17 protein-coding genes are annotated in these 21,061 nt (G+C 64.9%); 4 read left to right on the top strand and 13 right to left on the bottom strand.

Features of this window, described 5'->3' with window-relative positions:
- Window positions 1–14: 14 nt before the first annotated feature.
- From D7S86_RS23205 to D7S86_RS23190, 4 genes are all read right to left on the bottom strand, one after another.
- On the bottom strand, window positions 15–2,120 hold the full coding sequence (locus D7S86_RS23205; protein ID WP_121089844.1) for a putative bifunctional diguanylate cyclase/phosphodiesterase: 2,106 nt from the start codon (window positions 2,118–2,120) through the stop codon (window positions 15–17).
- A gap of 340 nt (window positions 2,121–2,460) precedes the next feature.
- Complete coding sequence (locus D7S86_RS23200) at window positions 2,461–3,228, bottom strand: enoyl-CoA hydratase/isomerase family protein (protein ID WP_121089842.1); 768 nt, start codon at window positions 3,226–3,228, stop codon at window positions 2,461–2,463.
- A 146-nt stretch (window positions 3,229–3,374) separates the two neighbouring features.
- Window positions 3,375–4,583, bottom strand: a complete 1,209-nt coding sequence (locus D7S86_RS23195) for a CaiB/BaiF CoA transferase family protein (RefSeq protein WP_121090060.1) — start codon at window positions 4,581–4,583, stop codon at window positions 3,375–3,377.
- Window positions 4,584–4,615: 32 nt separating this feature from the next.
- The gene (locus D7S86_RS23190; RefSeq protein WP_121089840.1) at window positions 4,616–5,680 is read right to left on the bottom strand and encodes a LacI family DNA-binding transcriptional regulator; all 1,065 of its coding nucleotides are present in this window, start codon (window positions 5,678–5,680) and stop codon (window positions 4,616–4,618) included.
- A gap of 425 nt (window positions 5,681–6,105) precedes the next feature.
- Here D7S86_RS23190 and D7S86_RS23180 point away from each other — a divergent pair, with 425 nt between their 5' ends.
- Window positions 6,106–7,293 carry an aldose 1-epimerase family protein gene (locus tag D7S86_RS23180; RefSeq protein WP_121089836.1) on the top strand — a complete coding sequence of 396 codons (1,188 nt, stop codon included), beginning with the start codon at window positions 6,106–6,108 and terminating at the stop codon, window positions 7,291–7,293.
- A gap of 36 nt (window positions 7,294–7,329) precedes the next feature.
- Entirely contained in the window at window positions 7,330–8,148 is an 819-nt protein-coding gene (locus D7S86_RS23175; protein WP_121090058.1) for an SDR family NAD(P)-dependent oxidoreductase, read from the top strand.
- Window positions 8,149–8,229: 81 nt separating this feature from the next.
- Here the strand turns inward: D7S86_RS23175 and D7S86_RS23170 are convergent, their stop codons facing one another.
- From D7S86_RS23170 to D7S86_RS23155, 4 genes are all read right to left on the bottom strand, one after another.
- Window positions 8,230–9,063 carry a carbohydrate ABC transporter permease gene (locus tag D7S86_RS23170; protein WP_121089834.1) on the bottom strand — a complete coding sequence of 278 codons (834 nt, stop codon included), beginning with the start codon at window positions 9,061–9,063 and terminating at the stop codon, window positions 8,230–8,232.
- Between the two features lie 10 nt (window positions 9,064–9,073).
- The gene (locus tag D7S86_RS23165) at window positions 9,074–10,018 is read right to left on the bottom strand and encodes a carbohydrate ABC transporter permease (protein ID WP_240648367.1); all 945 of its coding nucleotides are present in this window, start codon (window positions 10,016–10,018) and stop codon (window positions 9,074–9,076) included.
- A 4-nt stretch (window positions 10,019–10,022) separates the two neighbouring features.
- On the bottom strand, window positions 10,023–11,282 hold the full coding sequence (locus D7S86_RS23160; RefSeq protein ID WP_121089832.1) for an ABC transporter substrate-binding protein: 1,260 nt from the start codon (window positions 11,280–11,282) through the stop codon (window positions 10,023–10,025).
- A 170-nt stretch (window positions 11,283–11,452) separates the two neighbouring features.
- The gene (locus D7S86_RS23155; RefSeq protein ID WP_240648366.1) at window positions 11,453–12,544 is read right to left on the bottom strand and encodes a mandelate racemase/muconate lactonizing enzyme family protein; all 1,092 of its coding nucleotides are present in this window, start codon (window positions 12,542–12,544) and stop codon (window positions 11,453–11,455) included.
- Between the two features lie 121 nt (window positions 12,545–12,665).
- On the opposite strand from D7S86_RS23155, the gene D7S86_RS23150 reads away from it, so the two are divergent.
- A complete protein-coding gene (locus D7S86_RS23150; protein WP_205962877.1) occupies window positions 12,666–13,400 on the top strand; it encodes a GntR family transcriptional regulator in 735 nt (244 codons plus the stop codon).
- Window positions 13,401–13,426: 26 nt separating this feature from the next.
- Here D7S86_RS23150 and D7S86_RS23145 read toward each other — a convergent pair whose 3' ends face one another.
- From D7S86_RS23145 to D7S86_RS23125, 5 genes are all read right to left on the bottom strand, one after another.
- A complete protein-coding gene (locus D7S86_RS23145; protein ID WP_158602063.1) occupies window positions 13,427–14,335 on the bottom strand; it encodes a LysR family transcriptional regulator in 909 nt (302 codons plus the stop codon).
- Window positions 14,336–14,442: 107 nt separating this feature from the next.
- Window positions 14,443–15,918: a M81 family metallopeptidase gene (locus D7S86_RS23140; protein WP_121089823.1), complete on the bottom strand. Its 1,476-nt coding sequence runs from the start codon at window positions 15,916–15,918 to the stop codon at window positions 14,443–14,445.
- 26 nt (window positions 15,919–15,944) lie between these two features.
- The gene (locus D7S86_RS23135; RefSeq protein WP_121089821.1) at window positions 15,945–17,273 is read right to left on the bottom strand and encodes an FAD-dependent oxidoreductase; all 1,329 of its coding nucleotides are present in this window, start codon (window positions 17,271–17,273) and stop codon (window positions 15,945–15,947) included.
- Window positions 17,270–18,496 (bottom strand): MFS transporter, encoded by a 1,227-nt coding sequence (locus D7S86_RS23130; RefSeq protein WP_121089819.1) that lies wholly within the window; start codon window positions 18,494–18,496, stop codon window positions 17,270–17,272. The genes D7S86_RS23135 and D7S86_RS23130 overlap by 4 nt, the downstream gene beginning before the upstream one ends.
- A 234-nt stretch (window positions 18,497–18,730) precedes the next feature.
- Complete coding sequence (locus tag D7S86_RS23125; RefSeq protein WP_121089817.1) at window positions 18,731–19,648, bottom strand: LysR family transcriptional regulator; 918 nt, start codon at window positions 19,646–19,648, stop codon at window positions 18,731–18,733.
- Window positions 19,649–19,774: 126 nt separating this feature from the next.
- Between D7S86_RS23125 and D7S86_RS23120 the strand changes: the two genes are divergently transcribed.
- A complete protein-coding gene (locus D7S86_RS23120) occupies window positions 19,775–20,962 on the top strand; it encodes a M20 aminoacylase family protein (RefSeq protein WP_121089815.1) in 1,188 nt (395 codons plus the stop codon).
- Window positions 20,963–21,061 lie beyond the last annotated feature (99 nt).

Genomic DNA, 21,061 nt, shown 5'->3' with positions numbered 1-21,061 from the left:
ACCGCTTGAACCGATCAGGCGGGCTCGGATGTCGGCACGTCGGGCGGCTCGGCAATATCGCCCTCGTAGGTGCGCAATAGCGCGCCGAACGCTTCGCCGGGCATCGGCTTGCCTAGCAGAAACCCCTGCAGTTCATCGCAAAACAGCGTATTGAGCCGATCGAGCTGCGACGGCGTCTCGACGCCCTCGGCAACGACATCCATTTCGAGCGCATGGGCCAGCGCAATGATCGCGGAAACGATTGCCGTGCTTTCATGGCCATCGGTGTCGAGCCCGTTCGTAAAGAAGCGATCGATCTTGAGCTGCTTGGCCCCGAAGCGCTGGAGATAGGCAAGACTCGAATACCCCGTGCCGAAGTCGTCGATCGCGATCTCGAACCCGCTACGCTGGAACTCGCGGATCATCTCGGTCGTATGCGCGGCGTCCTGCATCGCGACGCTTTCGGTGATTTCGAAAATGATCTGCTCGGGCGTGACGTTTTCGGTTTCGAGAATGCCGAGAATCGTCGTGACGAGTTCCGGCTGCACGAGCTGGCGCGGCGATAGGTTGATCGCGATGCGCACCACCGGCAGATCTTCGTCCTGCCAAAGATGAATATGCCGGCATGCTTCGCGCACGACCCAATACCCGATCTGCACGATTTGGCCCGAGCGTTCGGCGATCGGGATGAATTCGGCCGGCGGCAGCGAACCGAGTTCGGGGTGGGTGAGCCGCAGCAGGGCTTCCGCGCCCGCGAGCGTCGTGCCGCCGTCGCGGAACTTCGGCTGGAAATGCAAGGAGAAATAGTTCGCTTGCAGTCCGTCGTGCAAGGCGCGCTGGATCAACAGGGTCCGCGTCGCGGCCTCGTTCATCTTCGCTTCGAAATACCGCCACGTGCCGCGCCCGCTGCGCTTGACCTCATACATCGCCGCGTCGGCATTCTTGAGCAGCGTTTCGACCGTATCGCCGTCTTGCGGATAGATCGCGATGCCGATGCTCGGCGTCACGTGCAGCGGCTGGCCGTCGTCCCATTGTCCGTCGCGCATGCGCGTGAGCAGGCCCTCGGCGACCTTGCCGGCATCTTCGGCCGACGTGATGTGCTCGACGAGCAGCACGAATTCGTCTCCGCCGATCCGCGCCACGGTGTCGTCGCCGCGCACGCAGTGCAGCAGACGCCGTGCGAACACTTTGAGGACTTCGTCGCCGACGGTGTGCCCCAACGAATCGTTGATCGTCTTGAATCCGTCGAGATCCATGAACAGCACGGCGAATTGCGTGCCCCGCAGCTTCGCCATCGTGATCGCGTGATTCATGCGCTCCGTGAGCGTCAGGCGATTCGGCAGATCCGTCAGGCTATCGAAAGCCGCCATCCGGATGATCTGCCCGTTCAGTTTCGATACCGAGCCGACCAGATAATCGGTGCGCGCGTCGTAGCGCGACAGCATCAGCGTGACGATCAGGATCGCGAAGGTCAGCAGCGTGACGGTCGTCGCGAGCCAGGGCAGGTCGATGCCGCGCGCCGCGCCGCAGATCGCGCCGGGCAGGAAGGTCGCGGCGGCGTTGCCCGTGTAGTGCATGCCGCTGATCGCGAAGCCCATGACGAGCGCGGCGCCCACGCGTTTGAGGCTCACGTGGCGTTGCTGCGTATCGCTGAGCGTGTGCGCGATGCGCAACGCGACGCCCGACGCGAGGATCGCGATCACGATCGACGCGGCGAATAGCCAGGGGTCGTAGACGATGCCGGGCTGCATTTCCATCGCCGCGTCGCCCGTGTAGTGCATGCCCGCGATGCCGAGTCCCATCAGGACGGCAGACGCCGCGACGCGCCGGTGCGACAGCGTCTTGCGCGCGATGACGCGGAGCGCGAACAGCGACACGACGATCGCGATGACAAGCGACGCGCCCGTGATCGTGAAGTCGTATCCGATCGGAATCGGCAGCGAGAACGACAGCACGCCGATGAAGTGCATCGACCAGATGCCGATGCCCATCGCCGTGGCGCCGCCCGCGAGCCATGCGAGCCGGTGCATTCTGCGCGTGAGCAGCGCAATGCGCGCGGACAGGTCTAGTGCGGTGTACGAAGCGAGCGTCGCCACAATGAACGAAAGCGCGACGAGCCAGAGGTTGTAAGTGCCATGCATACGCGGTTCAGCTTTGGGATCAGCTCGGGTCTCTAACCTTACGTTTAACGGTAAGGGAAAAAAATTCTTGAGCGATCTTGCGTGAACATGCGCTGTGCATTGTGCCAGCGTAAGGCTACGTAAAACTAAATGTGATCAAGCGTGTACGCGAGACGCATACGTTTCGCGGATAACCGCGAGCCCATGAGGGGGAAGTAGAACGCGTGTTCGAATCGTTTCACGCGTGCGATACGGCGATATCTTCGCGCGTAATCGTATGAAGAGTATGGGGATTGATGCATCGTGAGCGTGGATTGATTCCTAAGACGGACTGCGCGCACGCTCACGATTTGGGAGATGTTTAGCGCCCCTCGAATTTCGGCGCCCTTTTTTCCTTGAACGCCGCGCGGCCTTCGGCGGCATCGTGTGTCGCGAAGCAGATCGTCTGTAACTCGCGTTCGTACGCAAACGCCATATCGCGCGTCATGTTGACGGCCGCGCGCAAATTCATCTTCGCGGTCTCGGCCGCGATCGGCGCGCGTGCGGCAATCGTACGCGCGAGCGCCGTCGCATGCGCGAGCAGCGCATCGGGCGCGAGCAGCGTGCTCACGAGACCCCATTCGGCGGCTTGCGCTGCCGTGATGGGTTCGCCCGTCATGATCATGATCGCGGCATGACTCGGGCCGATCGAATGACTCAAGGCATGCGCGACGCCGCCGCCGCCGACCCATCCGAGCTTGATTTCAGGCGCGGCGAATTGCGCGGCCGTCGAGGCCACGCGGATATCGGCCGCCAACGTCATTTCGAGTCCGCCGCCATAGGCCATGCCGTTGACGGCCGCGATCAGCGGTTTGCGCAGCGCGCGCAACGCATCGACATAGTCGGTCCGATTGCGAAACGCCCAGGGATCGGGGTAACGGTCGAGTTCCTTGACGTCGCTGCCGACGCAGAACGCGCGCTCGCCCGCGCCGGTCACGATGACCACGCGAACCGCGGGGTTGTCGTTGCAATGCTGAATCGCCGAGACGAGTTGCGCGGACATCTCGGGTGTCATCGCGTTGTGTTTGGCGGGACGGTTCAGCGTGATCGTCGCGACCCAGTCGCGAATGTCGAGATCGACGGATTCCATGCGAGTGCCCTTATAGGTGCGATATACGTGCGGTATGCGTGCAATACACGTACGAATTCGGGTGAGGGGCCCGATCGGGCCGCGGGTGTCGCGTGCGCGATCGAAGCGCATCGCGCGATGCGTTCGACGCGCGGCGCGTATCGAATCTAGAGACGCTCTTCGCCGACGTTGCCGGCCGCGATCAACGCGTCGATCCTGGCGTCGTCATAGCCGAGTTCCTTGAGCACCTCGCGGCTGTGTTGGCCCGTCAACGGCGCGCCGCGCCGGACAACCGACGGCGTCTGCTCGAACTTGATCGGGAATCCGGGCGTGCGCACGCGTCCTTCGGTCGGATGGTCGTATTCGATCATCGTGCCGTTGTGCGCGATCTGCGGATCGGCCGCGATATCGGCATAGCCATAAACGGGACCGCACCAGATATCGACGGCCTCGAAGGCCGCGAGCCAGTGCGCGGTCGTGTTCGTCAGCAGGCGCGCCTGCGTGATCGCGAAGATCTCGTCGCGCCGGTTCCAGACACCCGTTTCCTCGTCGATCTGCGCGAGCTCGGGCGCGTCGACGATCTGCGCGAGCAGCGCGAGCGGCGGCGACGACAAGGCGATAAAGCTGTCCTGTGTCTTGAACACGCCGTAAGGCGCGCGGATATACGGATGCGCATGCGGTTCGCCGAGCCGCGTCTGCGGCATGCCGCCGACCGTATGGACCGAAATCTCCTGCATCTGCATCGCGACGATCGCATCGAGCATATTGACTTCGATGCGCTGTCCGACGCCCGTGCGTTCGCGATGCAGCAGCGCCGCGAGCACGCCTTCGAACGCGGTATAGGCGGTCACGGCATCGACGAGATATTGGCCGGCCGGACTCGGCGGCTCGCCGTCACGGCCCACGCTGAGCATCGCGCCGCTCATGGCTTGCAGCAGCAAGTCCTGTCCGGGCCGCGTTACGTACGGTCCCGATTCGCCGTAGCCCGACATCGAGACGTAGATAAGCTTCGGATTGATCGCTTTGAGCGTCTCGTAGTCGACACCGAGCCGCGCCGCGACACCCGGTCGATAGTTCTGCAGAAAGACGTCGGACGAGCGCACGAGGTCGAGCAGGATCGCCTTGCCTTGCGCGGATTTCAAGTCGATCGCGAGACTGCGCTTGTTGCGGTTCAACGAAAGAAACGACACGTTGATGCGCTTGCCCTTCGCGTTGCCGGCGGGCTTGTGACGCTGCCATTCGCCGCTGATCGGCTCGATCTTGATGACGTCCGCGCCAAGATCGCCGAGCCGTTGCGCGGCAAACGGTCCGGCCATCGCGATCGAGCAGTCGAGAACGCGATATCCGTCGAGAATCTGAGTGTGGCCCTGGGCCATGTGCTTGCTCCGGTCTACGTTGGCCGCGTGCGTCACGGCAGGTTTTCTCGCACATAGATGTCGATGCGCGTCGGTGCGATGCCCGTCGACGGGTCGCGGCCGGCCTCGACGTTGAGCAGCATCCGGCACGCATCGACCGCTTCGCGCCGCGGGTTCTGCGCGACGACGGCGTCCATGACGCCGTCGACGACGAGACTGCGCGTATCGCTCGTGATCTCATGCCCGATGAAGCAGATCTCGCCGGCGCGGCCCGATTCGCGCAGCGCGGCCCCGACGCCGGCGGACCCCGCGCCGATGTTGTAGATGCCCATCAGGTCCGGATGCTGATCGAGCAGGCCGCGCGTTTGCGCATAGTTGCGTTCGGCGTCGTCGTGACCTTCGCGCAGTCCGACGATCTCGAGATCCGGATAGGCTTCCGAAATGATGTGCAGGAAACCCATCTCGCGTTCTTCGTGGCCGCGATACGCGAGGCTTCCCGCGATCATCGCGATCTTGCCCGCGCGCGGGCCGATGAAACGGCCGAGCAGCAGGCCCGCCGTGCGTCCCGCGGCGCGATTGTCGATGCCCACGTAGCCCGCGCGCTTCGAACTCGACAGGTCCGAGACGAGCGTGACGACGGTGACGCCGCGCTCGACGAGATGCCGCACGGCCTCGCGCACGAACGGATGTTCGAGCGCGACGAACGCGACGCCTTTCGAATCGCGTCCGATCTTGACGAGCGACCGCGCGAGCACTTCGGGATCGAAGCCTTCGATGAAATGGACACGGCCCGTGATCGGCAGCGGCGCGAGCTCTTCGTGCAGGCCTTCGATGCGTTCGGCCAGTTCGCGGATAAACGTATTGCCGCCCGCGGGCAGGACGAAGTCATAGACGCGCGGGCCGGCGGAGGGATGCTCGGCGGCGCGGATCGGCAGCGCATGCGGCGTCGGCTCCGATGCGATGTAGTCGAGTCGCCGCGCGGCGCGCAGGACCTTGTCGATCGTCAACGCGCGCACGCCTTGCCGTCCGTTGAGCACGCGGTCGACGGTCGCGGTCGAGACCTCGGCCTCGCGCGCGATATCGACGATCGTCGCGCGTCCGTTCAATGAAGAGATCATGGTCGACACGATGCCTCGCTCCCGGTTTGAAATCGGCGTCCGATCGAATGAGGGCCGACGCCCATCAGCGCTTGAAATCTAGACACCGTATCGGTGGACGTCAAAGATGCGCCGCGATGATGTAAATGCATCATCGCGATGATGCGATGCCGCGAAACGGCGCGAGGCGAATCGCCGAAATCGACGGCCGAAAAATGGCGCGGCGCACGATCGCGCGTCGTCGCGCGCCCATCAAAACCCATCACGCGATGGCGGGTTTGGCGCGCGCGAACGGCCGTCCTATGCTTGGCGACACCTCGTCGTGCGTGCATGCGATCCGCTGCGCGGACGCGCATCCGGGGCGCCGCGCACATCGTGCTCATCGCGCGCATCGCGCAGATGCGCATGCGCGGCCGCGTGTTTTCTTCACTTCGATACGAGGTTCCATGCAACTCTACGAACAGACGTTGTCCCGGCGCGCGCTCGATGCGCGCGTCGGCATGTTGTCCCAGGTCGCGGGTGTGCAGCTCTATACGCTGGGCGACGGCGTCGAGCGCGGCGTGCGCTGCCTCGAGTTCCGCACGGGCTCGGGTCTTGTCTTCACCGTGCTCGTCGATCGCGCGATGGATATCGCGCGTTGCGAGTATCGCGGCGCGTCGATCGGATGGCATTCGCCGGCGGGGTTCCGTCATCCGGGCCTTCACGAATATGAAGGCGAACAAGGACTCGCATGGCTGCGTTCGCTGTCGGGACTCATCGTGACCGCGGGACTCGATCACACGCTGTTCATGGACGCGCAGGCCGCCGAACATTTCCACTACTCGCCGCGCAAGCACGTCGCGAGTTCGCTGCATGGCCGCATCGGCACGATCCCCGCGCGGTTGACCGGTTATGGCGAACGCTGGGACGGCGACGAGTGCGTGCTCTGGGCCGAAGGCATCATCCAGCAATCGACGGTGTTCGGCGAGGATCTGTATCTGCGCCGGCGCATCGAAGCCGTCGTCGGCGGCCACACGATTTCGCTGCACGACGAGGTCGTCAATCACGGCTTCTATCGGACGCCGCATATGTTTCTCTATCACATCAACGTCGGGTACCCGGTGCTCGACGAGGGCAGCGAATATGTCGCGCCGATCGTCGAAACGCCATGGGCCGCGCATGATGCCGCGCTGCGCGCGCAAGGCGTCGGCTATCGCACGCAACCGGCGCCGCGTCACGATTTCCACGAGCAGGTCTACGAACACACGATGCGCGCCGATGCGCAAGGCATCGTGCCGGTCATGCTCTGCAATCGCGGCTTCGACGCGGGGCGCGGGCTCGGCGTGCTGATCGAGACGCGCAAGTCGGAATTTCCATGCATGTTCGAATGGCAGGCGCTCCAGGAAGGGCACTATGCGATCGGCATCGAGCCGTCGACGCATCACGTGCTCGGCAAGCCGTTCGCGCAATCGCGCGACGAGGCGATCTGGCTCGAACATGGCGAGTCGCGGCGCTATCACACGCGTCTGTCGGTGCTGCCCGATATCGAGGCCATCGACCGTCAGCGCGATCGCATTCGCGCGATCGCGGCACAGCCTTCGGACGAATACGTTTCGACGACGGCGAACTGGGAACCGATCGGCGGCGCGCGCTGACGGCCCCGTCCCTCGACTCGATACGAAAGGATGGACATGAAAGACAAGCGGATCCTGATCACGGGCGGCGCGGGTGGTCTCGGCGCGATCGCATGCTGGGCGTTCGCGGCGCAAGGCGCGCATGTCGTCGCGCTCGATCGCGGCGACGACCTTGAAGAACGGATCGCGGCAGCGCGCGGGACATTTGAGTCGCTGCGTGCATCGGCGTCGCACGCTACCGCGGGCGGCACGTATGAGCCGCATGACGTGCCGGCCGCGATATCGGGATCGGTACGCTGCCTCGCGGCCGACCTTGCCGATACGCCCGCGCTCACGCGGACGATCCGCGCCGAGATCGACGCACGAGGCGGTTTCGATATCCTGATCAACAACGCCGCGATCTATCCGAGCAAGCCGTTCCTCGACTATGCCGAGGTCGAGCTGCGCGCGGTTCACGCGGTCAATACGCATGCGCCGCTCGTGCTCGCTCAATTGCTCGTGCCGCATATGCAGCGGCAGCACTGGGGACGCATCGTCAATATTTCGAGCATCACGTTCTACGGCGGTTGGGGCGAACTGTTGCCGTACGTCACCTCGAAGGGCGCGCTCGTCGGCGCGACGCGCGCGCTCGCGCGCGAACTCGGCGTGCATGGAATCACCGTCAACTGTGTGAGCCCCGGCGCATTTCCGACGGCGGCCGAAGCGATCCATCCGGATCCCGAGGGCTATCAGGCGATGGTCATCGGGCGTCAATCGATCAAGCATCGCGGCAATGCGCTCGATATCGCGAACGCCTTGCAGTTCTTCGCGTCGGAGCACAGCGGCTTCGTTACGGGGCAGGTCCTCGCGGTCGACGGCGGCTGGTATATGAACTGACGCGTCGCGGATGCGCGTCGCGCATCCGTCTTTCATTCACGAAAGCAATAGGGCCGCTCGATCGAGCGGCCCTGTTCGTTATCAGCCCTTGACGGCGCCGACCGCGATGCCCGACACGATCCGGCGTTGGAACACGACGTAGAGAATCACGATCGGCGCGGCGGCGAGCACGAGTCCCGCGCAGAGCAGCGGCACGTTCGTCGTGTATTCGCCGCGCAGCGCCGCGATGCCGACCATCAATGTCCGGTTGTCCTGCAGCACGAGCAGCGAGATCAGCACGTCGTTCCAGCAATAGAGCGTGTTGAGGATGCCGAGCGTGACGAGCGCGGGCTTGCCCAACGGCAGCATCACATGCCACCAGGCCTGCAGAATGCTCGCGCCGTCCATGCGCGCGGCCTCGAGCAGCTCGCGCGGCAGACTCGAATAGAACGCGGTCATCAGATAGACACTGAACGGCAGAAAGAACGCCGTGTACGAAATGATGAGACCGATCCGCGTATTGATGAGGCCGAGCGCGATGATCGTCTGATAGAACGGTACGAGCACGACCTGCACGGGAATCATCAGCGACGCGAGGATCACGACGAACACGAGCTTGCGATACGGAAACCGCAGGAACGCGAACGTGAAGCCCGCGAGCGACGAGACGATCAGCAGGCACGCGACCGCGCCGACCGTCACGACAATCGAGTTGATGTAGTACTCGCCGAGATTCGCCTGCACGCAGGCCTGGAAGAAGTTCTCGATCGTCGGATGCGAGGGCAGGCCGAAGCGGTCGAGAATATAGTCCTTCGACGACTTGAACGCGTTGTTCAGCGCGAAGCCGAGCGGATAGATGCACGACGCGGCTAGGACGGCCATCGGAATGGTCAGCATCCAGAGCACGCGCCGGTCCTGCTTGACGGTGATCGCCATGACTTCGGTCTCAGAGATTGGCGTTGCGGGTCATGATCCGGATCTGCAGCCAGGCGATGCCGCCCATCAGCGCGAACAGCACGACCGAAATCGCGGCCGCATACGAAGGCCGGTTCATCTTGCCCTGTTCGATCCAGATCAGGAATTCGGGGAGCGTCGTCGAGGTGCCGGGACCGCCGTCGGTCAGCACATAGATCAGGCCGAACATCGACGTGAGCACGCCGACCGTCGTGATCACGGCGACGAATTCGATGATCGGACGCAGCGTCGGAATGATGATGTAGACCCACGTCTGCCAGATATTCGCGCCGTCGAGCCGCGCGGCTTCGATCATGTCGTCGCCGACGGTCGAGAGCCCCGCCATGAAGATCAGCACGCCCATGCCGAAGGTCGACCACATCTGCACGCCGATCAGACTCATGAGGGCGGTCGATCCGTTGCCGAGCCAGTCGACGGCGTCGATGCCGAACGTATCGAGCATCGCGTTGAGGTTGCCGTCATAGCGGAGCACGACGTTGAAGATCGACCCGATGATGACGCTCGACAACACGGCTGGAAAGAAATAGACGGCCCGATACAGCTTGCCGCCGGGCACGCCCTGATGGATGAGGATCGCGAGCAGCATCGGCAGCATGACCCAGATCGGCAGCGTCGCGAGCAGGATCAGCGTGTTGACCATCGAATCGCGGAACGACGGGTCGTGCGCGAGCGCGACGTAGTTCGCGACGCCGACGAAGCCGACCTTGCCCGACGGCGTCTGGCCGAGCAGCGAAAGCACGCCGCCCCAGCCGAGCGGAAAGATCCGGAACACGATGACGAGCAGCAAGGCGGGGGACAGCAGCAAAAACGCCATGCGCTGCTCGGATCGGTCGGCGGCGCGCCGTTTCGCGGGCGACGACGCGGGTCTCGGTTCGTGCGCGATGCCCGAACTCGCCGGGGCGGAGGATTTCGACATGGTGTTAGCGCTTTGCGGAGGCCTGAACTTCATCCATGCGAGCGGCCGCCTTGTCGACGGTCGTATCGCCGTTGAGCAGCAACTGGCTCTGGCGGTGCCATTCTTCCATTTCGGCGGCCGACGCGCCGAGCAAGGTCGTCGTCACGGCCGAATCCTTGAGCCAGCCGAGGATGATCTTGACCGTCGGTCCCTTGAACGACTGGAGATCGACGCTGCTGTTCGCGGGCAAGGCGCCCGCGTCGTTCGCGAAGACCTGGAGCGCGGCCGGGCTGGCGAGCGCCTGCACGAGCTGCTTCGCGAGCGCGACGTTTTTCGAAGCCTTGTTGACGCCGTAGCCGATGCCGCCCGAGACCGGCAAGCGCGGATCGTCGGGCGGATTGCCCGCGGCGACGGTCGGCGACGGCATCTTGTAGACGCCGAGTTTCTCAGGCGTCAGGAATTCCTCGAACTGCTTCCAGTGCGCGACGTCCGAGATGAGGCCGATCGTGTTGCCCGCGTCGCCGCGCATGAACTGCTCGTATTCGTCCATGAACTTCGTCGTCGAGTTCGCGCCCTTCGGATACCAGCCGTCCTTTTGCGTATCGACCCAGGCCTGCAGAATCGTCTTGACCTGCGGGCTCGACCACTTGAGCTTGCCCGCGGCGAATTGCGCCTGTTCGTCGGCGGTCATCGACGTCGCGGCGAGCGACGAGAAGAAGAATTCGGCGCCGTAGCCTTCCTTGTTGCCGAGCGCGAAGCACGGAATCTTGGTGCCCTTTGCCTTGAACGCCGCACACACGCGCTTGAGATCGTCCCAGTTTTTCGGCGGCTTGTTCGGATCGAGGCCGGCTTGCGTGTAGAGCGCCTTGTTGTAGTAGACGACAAAGCCCTGGAGCGTCAGCGGCAACGCATAGGTCTTGCCGCTCGCGTCCTGGAATTCCTTGACGCCGAGCATGCCCTTGTCGAGGCCGCTCAGATCGACGAGGTCGGACATGCGCGCGCGCGCTTGCGCGCCGCCGTTGAGCAGGAACACATCAGGGCCCGCGTTGGCCGCGAGCGAGGTGCCGAGTATCGTGTAGTACTGCTCGATCGGCTGGCCGACGAACTTGACCGTGACGCCCGAATGCGCGGCCTCGAAGTCCTTTTTGACTTTCTGGAAGTACGACGATGTCGCGGGATCGCTCGACTTCCAGTCCCAGACGGTCAAGGTCTGAGCGGCGGCCGCCGCGGAAAGCGCGAGTGCGGCCAGGCCGACTCCAATGCGTGAAATCAATGGGCTATGCACAACTGTCTCCGATGGGTTTTTGTGTCAGGAATGCGTACGTATTCGACTTTCACGACCTCGTGATGCGTTGCGTCGAGCGGCTGTCGCGTCAAGACTTCATCGCGCCGGACGCTCGATATCGGCGAGCGTGTCGCACCGAGACGGCGCCGCTCGCCGAGTGGACGTCGTGCCTAATGGATCTCGCGCTCCGGCAGCCCGAGCGGCGGCGGCCCGAGTTCGCTCGCGTCGAACACGTCGGGCCGGCGCAGTTCACGGCGCGCGTACTCGCTGAGCACGAGGCCGTGGCCCGGCTGTTCGGGGGCGATCGCGACACCGTCGCGGATTGGGATCGGCTCCTCGACGAGCGCGTCGAAGTTCTGGAACGAGTATTCGAGCCATTCGGTCTCGGGCAGCGCGCAGGCGCAGTGCACGCCGACTTCGAGGAAGGTATTGCCGACCGTCACGGGCACGCCGAGCTCGGCCGCGAGCCAGCCGATGCGCATGACGTCGGTGACCTGGCCGTGCACGTTGAGCAGATCGACGGCGTCGGCCTGCATCAACGCGCGCTTGCCGCTCGCGTCGAGATATTCGCCCGTATTGAGCGCGGTCCACGGCGCAGCCTGCCGGATATGCCGCAGGCCCGCGAAATCGTTGCGCAGCGTCGGGTCTTCGACCCAGAGCAGCGCATGGCCCGCGTCGCGGATGCGTTCGAGCTTCATGACGGCTTCCTTCGGCGACCAGGCTTCGTTCGCGTCGATCATGATCTGCGCGTCGCGGCGCACGGCTTTCTTGAGCAGATCGAGCCGATGGAGGTCGCGTTCGAAGTCGTGGTGGCCGACCTTGATCTTGAACGCGCGATAACCGAGCGCATCGGCGCGTCCGAAGAGTTCGGAGAACGCGGTGTCGCTCAGATGGAAATCGAGCCCGCTCGCATAGGCGTTGACGCGATCGCGCCGCGCACCGAGCAATTGCCAGAGCGGCAGACCCGCCTGTTTCGCCGCGAGGTCCCAGAGCGCGACCTGCAAGGCTTCATGAAACGGCAGCGTCCACGCGCGCTGATTGCCGCCGCGCGGCCGCGCCACGCGATGCACGAGCGCTTGCGCGCGTTCGTCTTCGAGCGTCGGCCAGGCCTCGAAACGGAACACGCGCGTGATTTCGGCCTCGGGCGGCAGCGGCACGAACAACGACTGGATAAAGCCGAGTCCGACGCGGCCCTGTTCGTCGATGAGTTCGAGCGCCGCGACATGGGCGTCTTCGGCGCGAACCTGGCTGTCGCCGATCACACGATCTCGGGCAAACTGAAAGCGGGTAATGCGGAAGTCTACGATGCGCATGATGGGTGCACTGATAGATCAGAAGCGTTTTGTGATATATCATGCTAGTCGTTCAGTTCGGAGATCACAAGTGGGAAGAACGAGGAAAAGTGAAATCATCGAGGCAGCGGCCCAGCGCGCGGATGCGGAATCGCCCGCGGGCGCGGACGCCGCGAGCGGTGGCGCGCGCCTCAGCGATATCGCGTACGAGCGCATCCTCGAAGGGTTGTTCGAACGCAAGCTGCCGGCCGGCGCGTTCGTTTCGCAAAACGAACTGGTCCAGCTTCTGGGTATACCCGTAGCGCCGTTACGCGACGCCTTGCGCGTGCTCGAAGCGGAAGGCGTGCTGACGATTCATCCGCGTTCGGGCATTCAGTTCGTCAAGCCGGGGTTCGAATTGACACGCGCGACGTATCAGTTCCGCAGCATCATCGAGCGCGCGGCGATCCGCGTTTTTGCCGAAACGGCCGACGAGGAGACGATCGGCACGCTCGAGCAGCGCCATCTCGCGCTCGTGACCGCGATCGAGAAGCAGGGGCTCGGCGCCGCGCACGTGGCCGAAGTCGAGGCGCTCGAAACCTCGCTGCACCATGCGGTCGTCACATCGCTGGGCAATCCGCTCGTCGAGAGCAGTTACCGGCGCATGCATAACTATCTGAAGTTGTTGCGGCTCGAACGCAAGTTGACCGCGCCGGTCGTGCTGCGCACGCTCAAGGAACACTTGGCGATTCTGGAAGCCTGCCGCGCACGCGATCCCGACGCGGCCGAGGCCGCCGTGCAGGCGCACTTCGCCGCCGCGTTGCAGCGCAATTTGGGGATGTACTGAACCGGAACGGTGTCGTGAGCCGCGTTTCAGTACGCGGACGGGTCCAGCGCCGACGATCCGCCGAGCTCGCGCGCGATATCGAGGAACGATTCGACGACGGGCGACGCGACGGTCGTTGCGCGGATCAGGCTGTAGATGTCGAGTCGCGGCGGCGCCGCGAGGCAATCGAGTACCGCGAGCTGCGGGTGAGCCTGCGCGATGGGTCGCGCGATCAGCGCGACCGCATCGAGCTTGAGCGCGAGCGACACGCCGAGTCCCGATGCCGAGCAGACCATGGTCCGCGCGGGCGGATCGAGGCGCGCGTGCCGGAACGCGTCTTCGATATACGTTTGTTGCGCGCCGCTCGGGTCGCTCAGTATCCATCTCGCATCGCGCAGGTCGGCGAGCGATGCCGCGCGCGCGAACGCGCCGTCGTGTTTGACCGCGAGCGCGAACTCGGTCGCATAGAGCCGCGTCGCGCGCTTGTCGACGTCGCGCTGGAGAAAAGACGGCATGGCGAACAGCGCGATATCGAGCGTGCCGTCGTCGAGCCGATGCGTCATGTGCTCGCGCTGATATTCGAAAAGATCGAGCCGGACCGACGGCATGCGCGCGACGAAGCGTTCGACGAGCGCGGGCGCGAGCAAGACCGATACCGCCGGGCTGAGTCCGACGCGCAGATGCGCATCGGTTTTGCCGCGTAAAAGCCGCAGCGCCTCGTCGGCGCGCCGCCGCTCGGCGAGCATCGCCTGCGCGCGCGGCAGCAGGATCTTGCCGCCCTCGGTCAACGACATGCCCGTTGCGTTGCGATGAAAGAACTGGACTTCGAAGTCCTCTTCGAGCTCGCGAATCGCTTTCGAGATCGCGGCGGGCGTCTTGTTGAGCGCGTTCGCCGCCTTGACGAGACTGCCCCCCTCCGCGAGCGCGAGAAATGCGCGCAATTGGTGCTGTTTCAAAGGGCCTCCGTCTGTCCGTCGTGCGCTGCGTGCGTTGTGCATTACCGGTGCGGAGTGTCCCACACATGCGCAGGCGCGCGCCCGGCGGCGCATCGCGGGCATCGACGTCAAACGATCAGCGCGGGCGGCGCATCGGTATCGATCGGCCAGATCGGACGGCGCACATGCCGGTACGGCATCTTCGAGTAATCGCGTTGCAGCGGGCCGCCGCCGTTCACATGGAGCACGCGTGACGCGATCGGTCCGTAGTGCGCCATGAAATGATTGACCGATTTGACGAACACGGCGCGTTTTCCGCGCGGATCGATATCGAGCTGCGTGAAGAGTTCGAGGCTGAAGGCCTGCGTGCGCATCGACGTCAACGCGATCTCGATGCCGCCGATCCGCACGCCCGCCGCGTTGCCGCTTTCGACGCGGCTCGCGCCGAAGCTTTGCCACGCGCCGCGATACGCGCCGATGACGTCGACCGTCGCATCGATGGGAATGCCCGAGGTCGTCGCGACCTTGCCGCCGATACGCAGCGGAATCCGCGCGCCGACGCCCGCATCGAGGCAGAGCTGGACCATGACCGGATCCCAGATCGGCCCGAAGGCGACGCCGCCGACGTCGCGCGCGATCAGGCGCGCGAGGATATCCGTATTGTCGGACGGCGCGCCGCCGCCCGCGTTGTCGGTCGGATCGGCGATCACGACGGGCCCGGTGTCGGGCGTCGTGTCGAAGGCCGCGTCGATCGCCGCGTCGATGCTCAGCAAAGGCGGCGCGGTATGGCCGCGCAGGCCGATGAGTTCGTGGCCGAGCGTGGTCGCGAGCGCATCGCCCGCGGCCTTGTCGTCGTTCGTATAGACGAGGATCCGCGTGCTCAGATCGGGCGAATCGCCATAGACGAATCCGTGGACGACCGAGATCGAGATCACGTCCTCGCGCGTCGCTTCGATCGATTTGATCGCGTCGATGAACGCGCGCATCGGCGCCGCCGTCGTCGGATACGAGTCGATTTGCCGGCAATCGAACAGCGAGGCGACGGGGCGGACCTTGTGCGCGACGATGCGCGTGACGATGTCGATCAGCCGGTCGGCCTGCTCGACAATATCGGTGTGCGGGTATTCCTTGTAGAGCACGATGACGTCGCTGGCGTCGAGGCGTTTGGGCGTGACGAGACAATGCGGATCGAATTCGACGCCGATCACGCATTCGGGCCCGACGAGCGCGCGCACGCATTCGATCAGATCCCCCTCGGCGTCGGGATAGCCGTGCGCGATCATGCCGCCGTGCAGGCCCAGCAGCACGGCGTCGAGCGGCAGTGCGGCGCGGATCTGCGCGAGGATCGCGTCGCGCGGTTCCTCGTAGGCGGCGCGGCTGCTGAGACCGGCCGGCGTCGCGCGATAGCAGCTGCCCTCGACGAGTTCGAATTCGCCGGCGGCCGCGCGACGCTTGGCCGCGAACATGAGTTCGGCCCCGGCGAGCGGCTTGTCGAGCGGACAGGTTCCCGGCGCGAGATGACCGAGCCGGAAGGTTTCGATGCTCGTCGGCAGATTGACGAACGCATTGGTCTCGGTCAGCAGACCGGCGGCGAAGCATTTCATGAGAGCACGCGTGGGGTGGGCGGGGTTCAGAGGGCGAATGCCGTGGGATCGCACGCGGGGGTGCGGCCCGCGGCCATGTCGGCGAGCAGGGCGGCCGTGCCGGCCGCGAGCGTGAAGCCGAGCGCGCCGTGGCCGGTGTTGAGCCAGAGCTTGTGGTAAGGCGTCGGTCCGATCACGGGTTTGCCCGAGGGCGTGGCCGGTCGCATGCCCGACCACGGGATCGCCTGCGAGTACGCGCCCGCGCCGGGCAGGAAGGCTTCGGCCTGGCTCAGCAGCAGACGCAGGCGAGCCTGCGCCGCACGCGTGTCGGCGTCGTGCACGACTGCGGTTCGCGCGTCTGCGACATGCGCGTCTGCGACATGCGCGTCCGCGACGTGCGCGTGCGCGAACGGCATCCCGCGCACGCCGATATCGACCATGCCCGCGATGCGCAGGCGTTCGCCGAGCGTCGCGTAGACGACCTTGTGATGCGTGTCGGTGATGCTCACGCGCGGCGCGCTCGTAAAGGCCGGTACGGTCAGGCTATATCCGGTGAGCGGATACAACGGCACGCGCAACTTCGGCAGATCCATGAGCGGCAGACCGCCGACGCCGAGGCACGAGATATACAAATCGGCCTCGAACACGCCGCGCGAGGTCTCGATGCGTGCGACGCTGTCGTGCCGCGTGCGGATCGACTCGATCGTCGTATCGAGGCGGAACGTGACGCCATACGTGTCGCGAAGCGTATCTGCGAGCGATACACAAAACGCGTGACAGTCGCCGGACGCTTCGCTTTCGGTGAAGATGCCGCCCGCGAGCCTATTCGTCTGGGCAGCGAGCGCGGGTTCGATCGATACGCATTCGCGCGGCGTGACCGCGCGTTGATCGCAGCCGAGGCGGTTCTGAAACGCCATCTGCGCGCGCGCCGATGCGAAGGCCTGCGCGTCGCGATAGAGCACGAGCTTGCCGCTGCGCGCGTAGTCGAAGCTCAGGCGTTCGCGTTCGACGAGTTCGCCGATCAACGCGCGGCTATAGGCGCCGAGTCCGAGCAGCTCGGTCGTGGTCTGCCGGCTCTTCGCGCGCGTGCAGGCGGCGAGAAACGCGAGGCACCAGCGCCATTGCGAAGGATCGAGACGCGCACGGAAGCGCAGCGGCGACGCGCGGTCGAACAGCAGCGCGGGCAGCTTGCGCAGCACCGAGGGGTCCGCGAGCGGCGCGACATAGCTGTAGCTGAGCTGGCCGCCGTTGGCGAAGCTCGTTTCGGCGGCCGGATGCGCGTGCCGGTCGATGACCGTCACGTCGTGGCCGTCGCGTGCGAAAGCGTAGGCCGTCGTGATGCCGGTGACGCCCGCGCCGAGAAGACAAACCTTCATGAACGCTCCAGACGTACCGCGATACTGCGCGCGCCGAAGTCGGTCGTCAGCGCGACCCCGCCCGCGACGAGTCCGGCGCCGATCAGAAAGACGAATGCGCCGACGTACGAACCGTGGCTCACGGTGATCAGCCGGCCCATGACGACGGGGGCGATGGCTCCCGCAAGCTGGCCGCTGAAATTGATGAGGCCGGTCGTGCGGCCCGAGATCGCGGCCGGAAAATATTTAAGCGGGATCGAGAAGACCGTCGCATAGACCATGTCGAACGACAGCATGCAGAGCGTCCACCAGAGCATGAGCATCGGGATCGACGTCGCGCGGATCATCAGCGCGAGAAAGAACGCGCTAAATAGCGCGCCCGCCGCGAGCAGGTGACGCAGACGCGTGCGGTCGCAGCGATCGATGACGTGTCCGATCACGTTGGTGCCGATGAAACTCACGATGAACGGTACCGCCGAAAGCAAGCCGATATGCAGAAGATCGACGCCGTGCTCGCGCATGAGCCAGGACGGCATCCATGCCTGCAGTCCGAGCGAGAGCACGCACGAACCGAACCAGATCGCCGCGACGCGCCAGACGAGCGGCGTGCGCACGATATCGCGCCACGAGGCGCGCGGCGCGGCATCGGAGAGGGTGTGCGTGGCGTCGCCTGTCTGCGGCGCGAGCGAGACGAGCAGCGCCGCGGCGACCAGAAGACCGAGCGCGCCGAGCGCGGGAAATGTCGCGCGCCAGCCGTAGCGATAGATCGTCCATCCGACGGCCGCCGAGCCGACGGCGCTGCCGAGAAAGACCGTGCTGCACATGAGTGCCTGCACGCGGCCGCGCAGCGAAGCCGGAAACGATTCGGTGATCGCGCGTGCGTTGGCCGGCGCGAAGCTGCCTTCGCCGACGCCGAACAGCAGCCGGAAGCCGACAAGCGAAGCGAGCGACCACGCGGTGCTCGTCAAGGCCGTGAAGATCGACCAGAGCAGCAGACATCCGACGAGGACCTTGCGTGACCCGTAGCGGTCGGCGAGCGTGCCGCCGCCGAGCTGCATGAGCGCGTAGGTCACATAGAACGCGCCGAGCACGAGGCCCTTGGCCTGATCGCTGAGACCGAATTCATGCGCGATCGGGATGATCGCGGTGCCGATCACGATGCGGTCGGCATACGCGATCGACCACGCGGCGAACAGCGCGATCAGCACGGCGAGCTGGCGTCTGCGCGAAAGCGGAAATGTCATGGGCGATCCTTCGAGGACAGCCGCGCGAGCGGGCCCGATGGGAGCCCCGTCTGCGCGGCAAGCAATGAAGCCCGCACTATCGGACAGAACGTATCCGAGGGGTATCGAAACGATATCGATGGCTTAACGGATAGTTAAGGGTGCCGACTGCGCCAAGGCGCGTGGAATGGCAGGTGCAGCGTGAGGATTCAGGCGCTCGGCGCTTCGCATGTGTGGGTGCCTGTCGCCTCGCGTCTATGCAAGCACGCGCGTCGGGTTATGCGTGGTCATCGCGCGGTGTTCGAGGATGGCGTCGAGGAAGTCGCGCGCGGGCCGCGTGAGCTGAAGTTCGGGCGGCGTCAGCAGATACAGCCTCAGCGGCAGCGGCGTCACGGGCAATTGCAGGGGCACGAAGGTGCGGCCGAGTTCGGTTTCGCGCAGCGAATGCCAGGTCCAGCCGAATACGGAATCCGTGTTGATCGTGAGGCTGTAGAACAGCGCGAACGACGTGCATCGCGTGATCTGGTCGGGCGGCACGACGCCCGCGCGCGTAAACATCTCGCGGATAAAGGTCGGATAGCCCTCGGTGACATCGGTATGGATCCACTCGGCCTCGCGCAGCGCATCGAGCGAGCGCGCGTTCGCGAAGCGGCTTGTCGCGCGCGTGACGAATACGGTGTCGAGCGTAAAGAGTTCTTCGACGCCGCCGGTCTCCGTCAACGGTTTCGTAAAGGCGCTGAACGCCAGATCGAGCGTGCGGTTGCGCAATTGTTCGCTCATCTGATGAAACCCGAGTTCGCGAAACTCGACGCTCACGCGCGGCCAGCGCTTGCGAAACGCGATATAGGCCTCGGCGAGTCCCGCCGTGCCGACGATGGGCGTGACGCCGATCGCGAGCTTGCCTTCGCGCGCGCCCTTCAGATGCGACATGTCCTCTTGCGCGCGCTCGATTTCGCGCACGACGGTCCGCGCGCGATCGAGCAATGTGGCGCCTTCGGGCGTAGGGATTACTCCCCATTGATTCCGCTCGAGAAGCTGAACGCCGAATTCGTTCTCGAGTTCTCGAATCGCTTTGGTGATTGCGGGCTGCGTGACGTGGAGCGCCTTGGCGGCGCCATTGATGCTGCCCTGTGCCGACACGGCGACGAGCGCGCGGAGCTGATGGATTTTCATGATGCGGCGGATATTACCACTGGTTATACGGATGACAATTTGTGCTTTTTAGTTTTGGAGCGGTGTCCCTAGTCTTGGCTCCCAGCAGCGATTCGACTGTTGCGAATCGCCTCACAGGAGCACGGCATGACCCAGGTTTTGAACCCCTTGCTCGCGCAATTGCGAGCGTCCGAACGCGCATTCGTCCAGATCCGGCGCGATATCCACGCGCATCCGGAACTCGGGTTCGCCGAAGCGCGGACCGCCGACATCGTCGCGCGCAAGCTCGCCGAATTCGGTTACGAGGTGACCACGGGCCTCGGCGGCACGGGCGTCGTCGGACGCCTCAAGCGCGGGACATCGACGCGCGCGATCGGCCTGCGCGCCGACATGGATGCGCTGCCGATCCAGGAAACGACGGGCCTGCCGTACGCGAGCACCGTCGAACGCACGATGCACGCATGCGGTCATGACGGACATACGGCGATCCTGCTCGCGGCCGCTCATCACCTCGCGAAGCACGCGAATTTCGACGGCACGCTGAACCTGATTTTCCAACCCGCCGAGGAAGGGCTCGGCGGCGCGACGCGGATGATCAACGAAGGACTGTTCGAGCGTTTTCCGTCGGATATGGTGTTCGCGCTGCATAACGCGCCCGGTCTTCCGATCGGTCATTTCGCGCTGCGCCACGGCTGCATGATGGCGTCGTCCGACACGGTGACGATCACGGTGAAGGGCAAGGGCGGACACGGCGCGATGCCGCACTTCGCAACCGATCCGATCGTCGCGGCATCGAGCATCGTGCTCGCGCTGCAATCGATCGTCTCGCGCAATATCGAACCGACGAAAGCCGCCGTCGTCACGGTGGGCGCGTTCCAGGCGGGCGCGACGGGCAACGTGATTCCCGAGACCGCCGTGCTCAAGCTGTCGGTGCGCGCGCTCGACGCCGAGACGCGCGACACGCTCGAACGCCGCATCCGCGAGATCGCCGAAGGCCAGGCGCGCGCGTTCGGCGCCGAAGCAACGGTCGACTATCAGTCGATCTCGCGTCCGCTCGTCAACGACCGCGCCGCGGCCGAACTCGCGATCGAAGCGATCGAGGCCGTCGCCGGCCCGCATGCGTTGACCCTGCTCCCCGACGCAATCATAGGCAGCGAGGACTTCTCCTGGATGACCGAAGCCATGCCCGGCTGCTACGTGATGCTCGGCAACGGCATCGGCTCGAAGGGCGGATGCATGGTCCACAACCCCGAATACGACTTCAACGACGACGCCCTGAGCTGGGGCGCCGCGTGGTTCGTGGCGCTGACCCAGCGCCATCTGAAGGCGGCTTGATCCGTACACCCCGAGCGGAGGAGGTGTGCGGTCACGCCGATCGCAGTGGATTGACCTTTAGCGCATTGATTTACTTACCCCCCCAAGAGCTCACTCATG

Origin of the sequence: Pararobbsia silviterrae, assembly GCF_003628125.1 — a bacterium.
GTDB classification, from domain to species: domain Bacteria; phylum Pseudomonadota; class Gammaproteobacteria; order Burkholderiales; family Burkholderiaceae; genus Pararobbsia; species Pararobbsia silviterrae.
This window is presented reverse-complemented; position numbering and strand designations above follow the sequence as displayed.

Excerpts from the sequence above, each read along its gene's own strand:
- D7S86_RS23205 (WP_121089844.1), bottom strand. The coding sequence starts at position 2,120 with ATGCATGGCACTTACAACCTCTGGCTCGTCGCGCTTTCGTTCATTGTG.
- D7S86_RS23200 (WP_121089842.1), bottom strand. The coding sequence starts at position 3,228 with ATGGAATCCGTCGATCTCGACATTCGCGACTGGGTCGCGACGATCACG.
- D7S86_RS23195 (WP_121090060.1), bottom strand. The coding sequence starts at position 4,583 with ATGGCCCAGGGCCACACTCAGATTCTCGACGGATATCGCGTTCTCGAC.
- D7S86_RS23190 (WP_121089840.1), bottom strand. The coding sequence starts at position 5,680 with ATGATCTCTTCATTGAACGGACGCGCGACGATCGTCGATATCGCGCGC.
- D7S86_RS23180 (WP_121089836.1), top strand. The coding sequence starts at position 6,106 with ATGCAACTCTACGAACAGACGTTGTCCCGGCGCGCGCTCGATGCGCGC.
- D7S86_RS23175 (WP_121090058.1), top strand. The coding sequence starts at position 7,330 with ATGAAAGACAAGCGGATCCTGATCACGGGCGGCGCGGGTGGTCTCGGC.
- D7S86_RS23170 (WP_121089834.1), bottom strand. The coding sequence starts at position 9,063 with ATGGCGATCACCGTCAAGCAGGACCGGCGCGTGCTCTGGATGCTGACC.
- D7S86_RS23165 (WP_240648367.1), bottom strand. The coding sequence starts at position 10,018 with ATGTCGAAATCCTCCGCCCCGGCGAGTTCGGGCATCGCGCACGAACCG.
- D7S86_RS23140 (WP_121089823.1), bottom strand. The coding sequence starts at position 15,918 with ATGAAATGCTTCGCCGCCGGTCTGCTGACCGAGACCAATGCGTTCGTC.
- D7S86_RS23135 (WP_121089821.1), bottom strand. The coding sequence starts at position 17,273 with ATGAAGGTTTGTCTTCTCGGCGCGGGCGTCACCGGCATCACGACGGCC.
- D7S86_RS23130 (WP_121089819.1), bottom strand. The coding sequence starts at position 18,496 with ATGACATTTCCGCTTTCGCGCAGACGCCAGCTCGCCGTGCTGATCGCG.
- D7S86_RS23125 (WP_121089817.1), bottom strand. The coding sequence starts at position 19,648 with ATGAAAATCCATCAGCTCCGCGCGCTCGTCGCCGTGTCGGCACAGGGC.
- D7S86_RS23120 (WP_121089815.1), top strand. The coding sequence starts at position 19,775 with ATGACCCAGGTTTTGAACCCCTTGCTCGCGCAATTGCGAGCGTCCGAA.